The following is a 13,477-nucleotide window of genomic DNA, read 5'->3' as shown; positions in this document are numbered from 1 at the left end:
ATTAACGTGGCAATGGTTAGAGTATTTAAAAGCCATTGTCACGCTTTTTTTGCATTAAAATAGCTTTCTCTGCCGCAAGAATAATAAAAATAATGCCGGTATGATTTTTATTTATTTATGTGAGTGGAAAGTCATGAAGAAAATTCTATATCTTGCGTTGTTGGCTGTAGCGACAAAGTGTTGTGCCACCGGTATGGTTCCAGAAACATCGGTTTTATTAGTCGATGCACAAAAAGGCGAAGCCAGTATGAATGTTAAAAATACGGATTCGCAACCTGCATTGCTTTATACAAACATTGTAGATTTACCTGATAGCGATAAATCTATTCGTTTAATCGTTTCTCAACCTGTAGTCCGTGTCGACGCCGGGGAAACACAGCGAATGCGTTTTCTGCTGCAAACCAGCAAACCCATGAAGTATGAAGAACTTAAACGCGTCACGTTCGAAGGCATTCCTCCAAAGGAGAAAGGAGAAGATAAAGTTGCGTTGACTATCCGCCAGGATCTTCCTGTTGTAATTCATCCTGCGGGTCTACCTGAGGAGACGCAGCCATGGAAATTTTTGACATGGAACAAAAAGGGTGATGGCCTGGTTATCAACAATTCCAGCGATTACGTTGTTCGTATAACGGCATCCTTTAAAACATTACCCTCAGGAAAAGCGGGTGTGCTGGATAAGACCTACATCCTTCCTCACACCTCGATAAAAACAACATTACCAAATTTCTCTGATAATAAAGTTGAATTCTATCCGGCGAGTCGTTACGGCTATAAAGGGGATCGCTTTACTACAGATTTGAAGTAAGCCTCTATAAGGACAGCAAAGGATATGCAGCAAAAAACGTTACTCGCCTGTCTCATTGGCCTGGTCTGTTCTGGCCAGGCGATGGCTCAGCAGATGGAGACTGCTGCCATTAATTTTGATCAGGAAACGCTTCGTTCACTGGGGATAAACCCGGACGTATCAAATTATTTCTCTCGCAAGACGAAGTATTTACCGGGTAGCGTTTCCGTCGCCCTGAAGGTGAATGGTGATAATAAAGGCAACGTTATTGCTCGTTTCGACAACAACGGCGATCTCTGTTTCGACAAACCTTTTATGGAGCAGGCAGGATTAAAAGTTCCCTCTGACTATGAGTCCGGCTGCTACGATTATACCGGTCATATCCCGAGCGCTATTGTGGAGGCTTCGCCTGCGCAAGAATCTCTAAGTCTGGTTGTACCGGCGGATCGGATAGCAAACAGCGAATCGGATATCGGAGCTTATACTTCCGGTGGCACTGCTGCGCTGTTGAATTATTCTCTTCTCTCCTCGCGCAATGAGTTTGGTGACGGGCACTCAGACTATTCACAGGCCATGCTGGACGGTGGGGTCAATTTCGACGACTGGATCTTACGTACTCAGCAACTGCTGAGCCGGAGCGACGGAGAATTCGAGAGTAATAACTCGTCGACCTATTTGCAGCATACTTTTGTCCCCCTGAAAAGTACCCTGAGGGCGGGCGAGGTCAATATCAATAACTCCCTTCTTCAGGGAACGGGAATCTATGGTATCGAGCTTTCACCGGAGAGCGCCTTACAACAGGGCGGTAGCGGAGTGAGCGTGTCCGGTATCGCCAATACGCCTCAGGCCCGTATTGAAGTGCGTCAGCAAAATGTTCTGGTGTACAGCACACTGGTGCCGGTCGGGCCGTTTAATCTCACCGATGTGCCGGTACGTAACGGCGTTAGCGATCTGAACGTGACGGTAGTGGAAACCGATGGCAGCCAGCACAGCTATGTGGTGCCCGCAGCGCTGTATAACCAGAGCGCAGGGGCGCCTTCAGGATATCACTTCGCGCTGGGACGAGTGAGCGATAGCTATAGTGAAACGCCATGGGTAGCCAGCCTTTCTGGAGGCTGGAAACTAAGCGAACGGGTGAATTTCAACGCAGGCTCAATCGTAGGCGAAGATTACCAGGCTGTCGCCACCAGCCTTGATACAGTGCCGCTACCAGCCTGGCTTGTTTCACTCCAGGCGAACCAGTCCAACGATTCGAAAGATTCACTGAAAGGGCAGAGGTACACGCTATCGGCAACATGGAGTTCTGACCCCGCATTTGGCATGGGGGCTAACGCCTCTGTTACGCATAAATCGCAAGACTATCGCGAACTTTTTGAAGCACTGGATGATGATTTCGACAGCGGTAATAAAAATGAGTATTCCGCCGGGCTGACCTGGAGTGTGCCCTACTTAGGCACGCTTAGCACCAGCTACTACCAAACGCAGGGTTATGATAAGTCAGATGATTCCCGCTTCATCTCTGCGGGTTGGAACAAGTCATTCAAGTACGCCACGATTTCCATGAACTGGCAACATCAGTTGAGTGCAGATGAGGAGAATGAGGATGATGGCGATCTGTTCTACGTCAACCTCAGTATTCCTTTTGGTGCCAGCAATAGCGTTAGCCTGTACAGCCGTCATGATGACCATAAAACGCGGTATGGCGCCTCTGCGCTTGGCGTTGTAAGTGATACCACATCCTGGTCGCTGGGAGCTGAACACGATCAGGCCACGAATCGCGATAATGTAAACGGTGGGATAAGCAGCAACCTTCACTATACGCAGCTTGGCCTGAGCGCCAGTTCGGATAACGAGAATAGCCGCAGCTATTCAGGATCGCTACAGGGGGGCATCGCGGTTCATGGACAAGGCGTTACGTTCTCTCCATGGGCGATCCGCGACACGTTCGCGATCGCTGCTCTGGATAAACCCGTCTCCGGTGTGAGGATTGACACGCCCCAGGGGCCGGTATGGACCGACTTCCGTGGTCAGGCAGTGGTACCGTCAGTGGGAGCCTGGCGCCCAGCGCGGGTAGAAGTGGATACGGAAACATTGCCGAAAAATATGGATATCGGGAATGGAACCCGTGTCGTCACGCTTGGCAAAGGAGCGGTAGGGCATCTTGATTTTACTGCGTTAACCCAGCGACGTGCACTGGTGAACGTTACCCTGGCAAACGGTAAAAAGCTGCCGAAAGGGATCGCCCTTGAGGATTCGCACGGAAATTATCTTACGACCTCAGTGGATGACGGCGTGGTCTTTTTTAACGATGTTGAACCTGCTCTACAGGTGGTGGCAAAACTGGATAACGGCACCTGTGCATTTGGTCTGAAGCTTCCGAAAGAGGCAAATACCGATACATTCTATGAAACTGTCAATGAGGTGTGTAAATGAAGGCGCTTTTTTTAGCCGTGTGCGCAATGGCGTTTTCTCTGCATGCTATGGCTGACTGCCAGTTAGTATCAAGCCAGCAAAAACTCAGCTATGGCCGTATGAGTGCCGCAGAGCGCCAGGCGGAAGGGAACAGGTTGATTGAGATGCCGGAGAAACAGATTGTCCTGAACGTGATATGCGATGAACCGTCGCGTATTCGTCTCTTTCTGGGCAGTAACGTACCGAAAGGGCATGAATTTGGTTTTGGTGATAACGGCGTCATGCGCGTTACTGCCGCGCAGGCAACGGTGGACGATCGTACAGTCAATCTGGCGGCTATTCATGCCGGCGACCCGTGGGTTACCAATGGCGGCGTGAGAGAGATCGCGCCAGCGCTTAACGAAGGGATTGCGTTTATCAACGGTCAGGAGCTGCGGGGAAAAACGGCGTCTGTCACGCTTACCATCAAACCGCGCTTCAAAAGTAACCATATTACGGACAGAGAAGTGTGGCGCGGAAATTTACGCGTAAGGATGGATGTACAATGAAAAAGCGTATAGCGCTATTACTCTGCGGAATGTCTGCCGCTTCAGCGGTATGGGCAACTGATACGGTCAATATTGATGTGGATGTCACCGTTGACGCTGCCGCCTGTACACCGGCGTTGAGCAATGGCGGTGTGGCAGATTTCGGCACGCGCTATGCGGGGTCGCTCTCCTCCAGCGCATTCACACAGCTTGGTACTCGCGATCTTACACTATCGGTGACGTGTGAATCTTCTACGGGAGTTGCGATTACCGCGCGTGATACCCGCGCCAGTTCCGTGGTCGTTGGCAAAGATAAATCCGGGCAAGAAGGGGTAAAATTCCAGATAAATAACGGTGCCTATGTGCGTGATACGACCCGCCTGTTTGGTTTAGGATTGACCAGCGAGCAGAAGCCGATTGGCAGTTATGGGGTGCAAATTAACGCGGCAGGCGTGACGGCAGCCGACGAAAGTGCCGCTGTTCAGGTGGAGATCGCCGGGGCCGCGACCAAAAATGGTCCATGGACGCGCACGACGCTATTGCCCTTGCCGACCCAGCAGGACTTTTTCTATACGTTTGTGCAAAAAGGCACGGATATTCCGCAGCCGATCTCATCGGCGGTTGTTCCGCTACAGGTGAGCGCCGCTGTCGCCAACGGGCTTGGCAGCGGGCAAGAGATCAAGCTGGACGGCGAGGCGGTGATTACGCTGGTCTATTTATAATCTCTTTTCTGTAAAAGAATATCGAAAATAGACGCGCCAGTTCACCACTGGCGCCGCGCTTACCAGGTCTGCAAAGAGGCTGCGATTTGTAGACCTGATAAAGCGTAAACAGGCTGATACGTCTCCGGATGAGATTTCCTGAAGCGATAATTACCGTTTAAAGGTTACCGCTTCCGGCTGCGTCAGATGCAGCGTTGTCTGGCTGGGTACCGTCTCGGCGATAACCCGCCCGTGACGAACAGAATAACGCGCTGGCGTCTGGCGACGAACCGCATCAAAGCCATTTTCGGCCGGTAAAACAACCAGGTTCGCAGAATTACCCACCTTCACGCCGTAGTCCTGCAGGTTGAGCGTTTTCGCGCTGTGGGTGGTGATCAGATTCAGCCCGTCGTTAATCTGCCCGTACCCCATCAGCTGGCAGACGTGTAAACCCATATGCAGCACCTGCAACATATTGGCGGTGCCCAGGGGATACCACGGATCGAAAACGTCATCATGCCCAAAGCAGACGTTGATCCCCGCCTCCAGCATCTCTTTCACGCGCGTTACGCCGCGGCGCTTAGGATAGGTGTCGAAACGGCCCTGAAGGTGGATGTTCACCAGCGGATTGGCGACGAAGTTGATGCCCGACATTTTCAGCAAACGAAACAGGCGGGACGCGTAGGCGCCATTATAGGAGTGCATCGCTGTGGTATGGCTGGCGGTAACGCGCGCGCCCATCCCGTCACGGTGCGCCAGCGCGGCGACGGTTTCCACGAAGCGCGACTGTTCATCATCGATTTCGTCGCAGTGTACGTCGATCAGCCTGTCGTACTTCTGCGCCAGTGCGAAGGTTTTGTGCAACGACTCCACACCATACTCGCGGGTAAATTCAAAGTGCGGAATTGCGCCAATGACGTCCGCCCCCATACGCACCGCCTCTTCCAGCAACGCTTCACCGTTGGGATAAGAAAGAATGCCCTCCTGGGGGAACGCCACGATTTGCAGATCGACCCACGGGGCGACCTCCTGCTTCACTTCCAGCATCGCTTTCAGCGCCGTCAGCGTGGGATCGGAGACGTCAACGTGAGTACGCACATGCTGAATGCCGTTGGCCATCTGCCACTTCAGCGTCTGCATTGCGCGGGTCTTAACATCTTCGTGGGTGAGCAGCGCCTTACGTTCAGCCCAGCGCTCAATCCCCTCGAATAAGGTACCAGACTGGTTCCAGCTCGGTTCACCAGCCGTTTGAGTGGTATCCAGATGGATATGCGGCTCAACGAAAGGGGGAATGATCAGCCCGCCTTCAGCATCAAGCACCTGGCCCACAGGTGACGATGCCGCGTCCTGCGGTTCAATACGGCTAAAGCGCCCGTTTTCAATTGCGATCTGCCATAACCCCTCTTGCCCCTGTAAACGGGCCTGACGAATGGTGAGGGTATTATTCTGCATGTGGAGCCTCCGGGGCGGTAGCAAAGGTACGTCTGACTAAGGGGGTTAACAGAAGGTAGATGAATACGCCGCCGAGGACCGCATTCACCGGCACTATACCGGGAATAATATTCCCGGCAGCCACGCCGAGCGCGACTGAAAGAATGGCTACCCAGTTGACCGGCACAAAGGTAGCGCTATGGAAGCTGGCGTAGCGGCGGCGGTTGATCAGATAGTCGGCGATAATCACCCCACCGACGGGAGGGATCGCCGCCGACAGAAAGGTGAGCCAGCCGACAAAGTTATTGTACAGCCACAGCGCGCAGAGCGTGCCGATAATACCGTTAACCACCGACAGCGTGCGGCTGGAAAGGCCGGTCACGTTGGCAAAGCCCAGACCCGACGCATAGAGCGCGTTGTCGTTGGTTGTCCAGATGTTCAGGCCGAGAACGATAATGGCGGGCAGCAGTAGCCCCTGAGCGATCATCACGTCCGAGATATCCGCCTGTCCAACTGCCGCGGCGCCTGCCGCACCGAAGATAAACATCAGCGAGTTGCCAAGGAAAAACGCCACCATTGCCACCACCACGGCGCCTTTCGCGTTACGCCCAAAGCGGACGAAGTCGGCGGTCAGCGTTCCGGCGCTGATGAAGGAGCCGACGACCAGCGCCAGCGCGCCTGAAAAACTGAGCGGGGTCTGTGGCACCATCGCTTTTAAATGATCCAGCCCGCCCACGCCGTGCACCGCCAGCCAGACGGAGTAGCTGCCGAGGATAACTATCGCGGGAACGGCGATGATCGACAGAATCGTCAGCGCTGAGATACCAAAGAAGATGGTCATGGTCATCAACAGACCGGATACCGCGATCAGGATATTGACGTCGATGCCCGTGGCTTTACTCACCGGGATGGCAAACATCGCTACGCCGACGCCAAACCATCCTACCTGCGTACCGCCTAAAAGCATGGAGGGAAGCCAGGAACCTTTTATACCGAACGAGTAACGCGCAAGAAGATGGGTTGAGAGGCCGGTTTTTGCGCCAATGTAGCCAAGAAAAGCAGTGTAAATACCGAGGAGGAGATTGCCGAAGAGAACTGCAAGGAAGAAATCATTATAGGAAAGACCGGTACCGAGCGTACCTCCGGTCCACATACTGGCGGAAAAAAAGGTTAACCCTAACATCACAAAAGTGAGTGGAATCACGCCTTTCCGCGCCGCCAGAGGGACGGGGCCCTGGCTATAATTGTTATCTTGCGACACAACGCCTCCTTGAATTTTGGCCAAAAAATCCGCCGCATAATATACAGTTTTTTCATGAAAGCAAACGTTTACGTCTGGATTCATGCTGCTTTTTTGCTTAAAAAGGTATCATTAACTTAAGGGCAGGCTACTGAAAACAGGCTCCCCAGCGTTCCGCTTTATGCTTCTGCCGGGGAGTCAGAGGGGCTTACACTTCCAGGAAGTTCATGATCCCGTCAGCCGCTTTACGGCCTTCGGCAATCGCCGTCACCACCAGGTCAGAGCCGCGAACGATGTCGCCACCGGCGAAGATTTTCGGGTTGCTGGTCTGGAACGCGTTGTCGCTGCCTTCCGGCGCAATTATGCGGCCCTGAGAGTCCAGCTCTACGCTGTGCTTCGCCAGCCACTCCATGCTGTGAGGACGGAAACCAAACGCCATCACCACGGCGTCAGCCGGGATCACGTGTTCAGAACCGGCCACGATCTCCGCGCGACGACGGCCTTTCGCATCCGGCGCGCCCATCTCCGTGCGCGCCATCTTCACGCCGCTCACTCTACCGTTGGCATTCACCTCAATACCCAGAGGCTGGATGTTGAACTGGAACTCCACGCCCTCTTCACGCGCGTTTTTCACTTCGCGCTTAGAGCCCGGCATGTTCTCTTCGTCACGACGGTAAGCACAGATGACGTGCGCCGCGTTCTGACGAATGGAGGTACGCACGCAGTCCATCGCGGTATCACCGCCGCCCAGCACCACCACGCGTTTGCCTTCCATGCTGACGAACGGCTCATCGGCGGTCTCGCCGTAGCCCATTAGCTGTTTGGTATTCGCAATCAGGAACGGCAGCGCGTCGTACACGCCTGGCGCATCTTCGTTCTCCAGACCACCGCGCATGGACTGATAAGTGCCTACGCCCAGGAACACGGCGTCGTAATCTTTCAGCAGGTCGTCGAGCTGCACGTCGCGGCCCACTTCGGTGTTGAGTTTGAACTCAATGCCCATGCCGGTGAAGATTTCGCGGCGGCGGGTCATCACCTCTTTCTCCAGCTTGAAGGCCGGGATACCGAAGGTCAGCAGGCCGCCAATCTCCGGGTGGCGATCAAAGACCACCGCTTTCACGCCGTTACGGGTCAGCACGTCCGCACAGGCCAGGCCTGCCGGGCCCGCGCCGATAATCGCCACGCGCTTGTCGGTTTGACGCACGCCGGTCATATCCGGACGCCAGCCCATTTCGAACGCTTTATCGTTGATATAGCGTTCGATGTTGCCGATGGTCACCGCGCCAAACTCGTCGTTCAGCGTACAGGAGCCTTCACACAGACGATCCTGAGGGCACACGCGGCCGCACACTTCCGGCAGGGTGTTGGTCTGATGAGACAGCTCGGCGGCTTCAAAAATACGCCCTTCGTTGGCCAGCTTCAGCCAGTTCGGGATGTAGTTATGGACCGGACACTTCCATTCGCAGTAAGGGTTACCGCAGGACAGGCAGCGGTCTGCCTGTGCTTTGGCCTGGCCTTCTGAAAACGGCTCGTAGATTTCAACAAATTCAATTTTACGGATCTTCAGCGGTTTCTTTGGCGGATCAACACGCTGAAGGTCGATAAACTGGTAAACGTTCTGGCTCATCTGAATTCCTTACTGCGCCTGCACGCGCAGCTCTGCTGCGCTACGACTACGGTGACCCAACAGGGCTTTAACATCGCTGGACTTCGGCTTAACCAGCGCAAATTTCGCAGAGAACGCCGGCCAGTTGGCCAGGATCTCTTCGCCGCGCGAAGAACCGGTATGCTGCACGTGTTCGGTAATTAAGCCGCGCAGGTGTTCTTCGTGGATGGCCAGCGTATCAACGTCCAGCACTTCCACCAGTTCCGGGTTCACGCGTTTGCGGAACTCACCGTCTTCATCCAGGACGTAGGCAAAACCGCCCGTCATGCCCGCGCCAAAGTTCACGCCGGTTTTACCCAGGACGCACACAATTCCGCCCGTCATGTATTCACAGCCGTTATCGCCGATGCCTTCCACCACGGTGATGGCACCGGAGTTACGCACCGCAAAACGCTCGCCCGCACGGCCCGCGGCAAACAGACGACCGCCGGTTGCACCGTACAGACAGGTATTGCCGATAATGCTTGCTTCATGGCTGCGGAAGGCTGAACCAACCGGAGGTCGCACCGCCAGCAGACCGCCCGCCATGCCTTTTCCGACGTAGTCGTTGGCATCACCGGTCAGGTATAACTCAACGCCGCCCGCGTTCCACACACCGAAGCTCTGACCCGCGGTACCGCTGAAGTGCGCGGTAATCGGATCCGACGCCAGGCCCTGGTCACCGTGCGTTTGCGCGATGTAACCGGAGAGGGATGCACCCACGGAACGATCGGTGTTGCGGATATCAAACCAGAACGTTTTGCTCTGCTTCTCATCCACGTACGGCTTCGCCTGTTGCAGCAGCTGCGCGTTCAGCACGCCGTTGTCGAACGGCGGGTTGTTCTCGGTGCAGTAAACCGCTTTGCCAGGATGCGGCTGAGCGGTTTCCAGCAGCTTAGACAGCTCCAGCTTCTGCTGCTTGGCCGTGAAGCCCTCAAGCTCTTTCAGCAGGTCGGTACGGCCAATCAGATCCACCAGACGCTTCACGCCCAGCTGCGCCATCAGCTCGCGGGTTTCACGGGCGATGAAGTCAAAGTAGTTAGTCACTTTGAACGGGAGGCCGTGATAGTGATTCTTACGCAGCTTTTCGTCCTGGGTAGCAACGCCCGTTGCGCAGTTGTTCAGGTGGCAAATACGCAGGTATTTACAGCCGAGCGCAACCATCGGGCCGGTACCGAAGCCGAAGCTTTCCGCACCCAGAATCGCCGCTTTGATGATGTCGAGGCCGGTTTTCAGCCCGCCGTCTACCTGCAAACGGATTTTGTGACGCAGGCCGTTGGCGACCAGCGCCTGCTGGGTTTCCACCAGGCCAAGCTCCCACGGACAACCCGCATATTTTACGGAGGAGAGCGGGCTTGCGCCGGTGCCGCCGTCGTAGCCGGCGATGGTGATCAAATCCGCATAGGCTTTCGCCACGCCGGTGGCGATGGTGCCAACGCCCGGCTCGGAAACCAGCTTCACGGAGATCATCGCTTTCGGGTTGACCTGTTTCAGGTCGAAAATCAGCTGCGCCAGATCCTCGATAGAGTAAATATCGTGGTGTGGCGGCGGGGAGATCAGCGTCACGCCCGGCACCGAGTAGCGAAGCTTAGCGATGTACGGGGTGACTTTATCACCCGGCAGCTGACCGCCTTCACCCGGTTTTGCCCCCTGCGCGACCTTAATCTGGATCACGTCGGCGTTAACCAGGTACGCAGGCGTTACGCCGAAACGGCCGGACGCTACCTGCTTGATACGGGACACTTTATTGGTGCCGTAACGGGCAGGATCTTCACCGCCTTCGCCGGAGTTGGAGTTGCCGCCGATGCTGTTCATGGCTTCCGCCAGCGCTTCGTGGGCTTCCGGGCTCAGCGCGCCGATGGACATCGCCGCGGTATCGAAACGTTTGAACAGTTCAGATGCGGGTTCAACCTCGTCAATGCTGACCGCTTCCTCACCCGGATTGAGGGCAATGAGATCGCGCAGCGTCGCCGCCGGACGGTTGTTCACCAGATCAGCATACTGCTGATAATCGCTGTACTCGCCGCTTTGCACCGCCTGTTGCAGTGTGCGCACCACGTCCGGGTTATAAGCGTGATACTCACCCCCGTGAACGTATTTCAGCAGACCGCCCTGTTCCAGCGGCTTACGTGCCAGCCAGGCGCGTTTCGACAGGTTCACCAGATCCTGCTGGAAGTCAGCAAAGCCTGCGCCACCAATACGGCTGATCACGCCCTGGAAGCAGAGGTTGGCAACGTCGTCATGCAGACCGACCGCCTCAAACAGCTTCGAGCAGCGGTAAGAGGCGATGGTCGAGATGCCCATTTTGGACATGATCTTGTACAGACCTTTGTTGATGCCGTTACGGTAGTTCAGCATCACAGCACGGTAGTCTTTGTCGATCGCGCGGGTATCCACCAGGCGGGCCAGTGTTTCGTAGGCCAGATACGGGTAGATCGCCGTGGCGCCAAAGCCTAACAGCACCGCAAAGTGGTGCGGGTCGCGCGCGCTCGCAGTTTCAACGATGATGTTGGCATCGCAGCGCAGGCTCTTGTCCACCAGACGCGTCTGGATAGCCCCCACCGCCATGGGTGCAGGCACCGGCAGACGGTTTTTCGCGATGTTGCGGTCAGACAGCACCAGCAGAACGGTGCCGTTACGCACCATCTGCTCGGCTTTGTCGCACAGCACGTTCACCGTCTCTTCGAGGCTCGTTTCGGTCACGTCGAAGGTGATATCGAGCGTGTCGGCGCGATAGTGCTCCTCGGTCATGGTGGTGAGCTGTTTGAAATCGGAGTACAGCAGGATCGGTGATTTAAAGGTCAGACGGTGCGCCTGACCTTCGGCTTCACAGAATACGTTCATCTCACGGCCGATGCTGGTGGCCAGCGACATGACGTGGGCTTCGCGCAGCGGATCGATTGGCGGGTTGGTGACTTGCGCAAACTGCTGACGGAAATAGTCGTAAATAATGCGTGGCTGGCTGGAGAGCACAGCAAACGGGGTATCGTCACCCATTGAGCCGACCGCTTCCTGGCCGTTTTCGCCGAGCACGCGAATAACCGAGTCCAGCTCTTCCGCGCTGTAGTTAAACTGCTTCTGGAAGCTCGCGAGGGTGTCATCGTCCAGCTCGCGTCTACCCACTTCTTCGTCTGACAGATCTTCAAACGGCACCAGACGACGCACGTTTTTCTCCATCCACTCTTTGTACGGATGGCGGCTCTTCAGATCGTTGTCGGTTTCAGCAGAGTGCAGAATACGCCCACCGCGGGTGTCAATCACCATCAGCTCGCCCGGTCCGACGCGGCCTTTCTCGACCACTTCGTCTGGCTGGTAATCCCAGATACCCACTTCAGAGGCACAGGTGATGAGCTTGTCTTTGGTAATGACATAGCGCGCCGGACGCAGACCGTTACGGTCCAGGTTACAGGCGGCAAAACGTCCGTCGGACATAACGATGCCTGCCGGGCCATCCCACGGCTCCATGTGCATGGAGTTAAAGTCAAAGAACGCGCGCAGCTCAGGGTCCATATCCGGGTTGTTCTGCCAGGCCGGCGGTACAAGCAGACGCATGGCGCGCACGATATCCATCCCGCCCGCCAGCAGCAGTTCCAGCATGTTATCCATTGAGCTGGAGTCCGAGCCGGTTTCGTTCACGAACGGCGCGGCATCGTGCAGGTCCGGGATCAGCGGGGTCTGGAACTTATAGGTACGGGCGCGGGCCCACTGGCGGTTACCGGTGATGGTGTTGATCTCACCGTTGTGCGCCAGGTAGCGGAACGGCTGAGCCAGCGGCCAGCGTGGAACGGTGTTGGTGGAGAAGCGCTGGTGGAACAGGCAAATGGCCGATTCCAGACGCAGATCCGCCAGGTCCAGGTAGAAGCGCGGCAGGTCAGCCGGCATGCATAGACCTTTATAGATGTTCACCAGGTTAGAGAGGCTACAGACGTAGAACTCTTTATCGTCCTGAAGACGTTTTTCAATGCGGCGGCGGGCAATAAACAGACGGCGTTCCATATCACGCGGACGCCAGCCCGCAGGCGCGTTGACGAAAATCTGTTCAATACGAGGCAGCGAGGAGAGGGCGATTTCACCGAGCACCCCTTCGTTGGTTGGCACATCGCGCCAGCCGACAATCGACAGGGTTTCACGCTGAAGTTCTTCTTCAACGATGCGGCGTGACGCGGCAGCTTTTTCAGGATCCTGATTCAGGAACAGCATACCGACAGCGTAGTTTTTGGCTAAACGCCAGCCGCGCTCTTCCGCCACGATGCGGAAGAAACGATCCGGTTTTTGCAGCAGCAGGCCGCAACCGTCGCCGGTTTTACCATCGGCAAGGATGGCGCCACGGTGCTGCATACGGGCCAGTGCGTGAATAGCAGTACGCACTACCTTGTGGCTAGGTTCGCCTTCTATGTGGGCGATCAGGCCGAAACCACAGTTATCCTTCTCAAGGGATTTATCGTACAACATATCAGTGAACCTCCCCAGGCTCGTCGGGCTTCCCACTGAACTTTACCGTGGCGCACAGGCGCAGAAAGAGCATGGCGACGGGGTTAGCGTTTCATACGCGGACCTCGCATTCGCCCTCTTTTTCATCCTTTCGCGCAGGTAAACAAGTTTGAGGACTTGCTTCAGAGGGAATCTCAATTACTGCATAAATATGATGAGCAGGCCGCTCATCCAGAAAGCTTCCAGCGGATTTCCAACTTATCGGGAATTGGTACACAGGTCAAATGGCAATCTTATTTATACAAA

8 protein-coding genes are annotated in these 13,477 nt (G+C 55.4%); 4 read left to right on the top strand and 4 right to left on the bottom strand.

Going from position 1 to position 13,477, the window contains the following annotated elements:
• The first annotated feature begins 133 nt into the window (after window positions 1-133).
• The 4 genes from BFV65_RS18930 to BFV65_RS18915 are packed head-to-tail and all read left to right on the top strand — an operon-like array spanning window position 134 to window position 4,445.
• A complete protein-coding gene (locus tag BFV65_RS18930; protein ID WP_069596998.1) occupies window positions 134-805 on the top strand; it encodes a fimbria/pilus chaperone family protein in 672 nt (223 codons plus the stop codon).
• 24 nt (window positions 806-829) lie between these two features.
• Window positions 830-3,217 (top strand): fimbrial biogenesis usher protein, encoded by a 2,388-nt coding sequence (locus BFV65_RS18925; protein ID WP_069596997.1) that lies wholly within the window; start codon window positions 830-832, stop codon window positions 3,215-3,217.
• Complete coding sequence (locus BFV65_RS18920) at window positions 3,214-3,744, top strand: DUF1120 domain-containing protein (protein ID WP_022649547.1); 531 nt, start codon at window positions 3,214-3,216, stop codon at window positions 3,742-3,744. The genes BFV65_RS18925 and BFV65_RS18920 overlap by 4 nt, the downstream gene beginning before the upstream one ends.
• Entirely contained in the window at window positions 3,741-4,445 is a 705-nt protein-coding gene (locus tag BFV65_RS18915) for a DUF1120 domain-containing protein (RefSeq protein WP_022649546.1), read from the top strand. The genes BFV65_RS18920 and BFV65_RS18915 overlap by 4 nt, the downstream gene beginning before the upstream one ends.
• 150 nt (window positions 4,446-4,595) lie before the next feature.
• Here BFV65_RS18915 and BFV65_RS18910 read toward each other — a convergent pair whose 3' ends face one another.
• The 4 genes from BFV65_RS18910 to gltB form a co-directional block, all read right to left on the bottom strand.
• Window positions 4,596-5,876 carry a cytosine deaminase gene (locus tag BFV65_RS18910; RefSeq protein WP_058677026.1) on the bottom strand — a complete coding sequence of 427 codons (1,281 nt, stop codon included), beginning with the start codon at window positions 5,874-5,876 and terminating at the stop codon, window positions 4,596-4,598.
• Complete coding sequence (gene codB, locus BFV65_RS18905; RefSeq protein WP_069596996.1) at window positions 5,866-7,116, bottom strand: cytosine permease; 1,251 nt, start codon at window positions 7,114-7,116, stop codon at window positions 5,866-5,868. Before codB ends, BFV65_RS18910 begins: the two co-directional genes overlap by 11 nt.
• A 187-nt stretch (window positions 7,117-7,303) precedes the next feature.
• A complete protein-coding gene (gene gltD / locus BFV65_RS18900) occupies window positions 7,304-8,722 on the bottom strand; it encodes a glutamate synthase subunit GltD (RefSeq protein ID WP_023298729.1) in 1,419 nt (472 codons plus the stop codon).
• A gap of 9 nt (window positions 8,723-8,731) precedes the next feature.
• Window positions 8,732-13,192, bottom strand: coding sequence for a glutamate synthase large subunit (gltB, locus tag BFV65_RS18895; protein ID WP_069596995.1), 4,461 nt, complete (start codon window positions 13,190-13,192; stop codon window positions 8,732-8,734).
• Window positions 13,193-13,477 lie beyond the last annotated feature (285 nt).

This window comes from Enterobacter hormaechei subsp. hoffmannii (assembly GCF_001729745.1).
Classification (GTDB): domain Bacteria; phylum Pseudomonadota; class Gammaproteobacteria; order Enterobacterales; family Enterobacteriaceae; genus Enterobacter; species Enterobacter intestinihominis.
This window is presented reverse-complemented; position numbering and strand designations above follow the sequence as displayed.

Coding starts and splice junctions, on each gene's coding strand:
- BFV65_RS18930 (WP_069596998.1), top strand. CDS start 134: ATGAAGAAAATTCTATATCTTGCGTTGTTGGCTGTAGCGACAAAGTGT.
- BFV65_RS18925 (WP_069596997.1), top strand. CDS start 830: ATGCAGCAAAAAACGTTACTCGCCTGTCTCATTGGCCTGGTCTGTTCT.
- BFV65_RS18910 (WP_058677026.1), bottom strand. CDS start 5,876: ATGCAGAATAATACCCTCACCATTCGTCAGGCCCGTTTACAGGGGCAA.
- BFV65_RS18920 (WP_022649547.1), top strand. CDS start 3,214: ATGAAGGCGCTTTTTTTAGCCGTGTGCGCAATGGCGTTTTCTCTGCAT.
- gltB (WP_069596995.1), bottom strand. CDS start 13,192: ATGTTGTACGATAAATCCCTTGAGAAGGATAACTGTGGTTTCGGCCTG.
- BFV65_RS18915 (WP_022649546.1), top strand. CDS start 3,741: ATGAAAAAGCGTATAGCGCTATTACTCTGCGGAATGTCTGCCGCTTCA.
- gltD (WP_023298729.1), bottom strand. CDS start 8,722: ATGAGCCAGAACGTTTACCAGTTTATCGACCTTCAGCGTGTTGATCCG.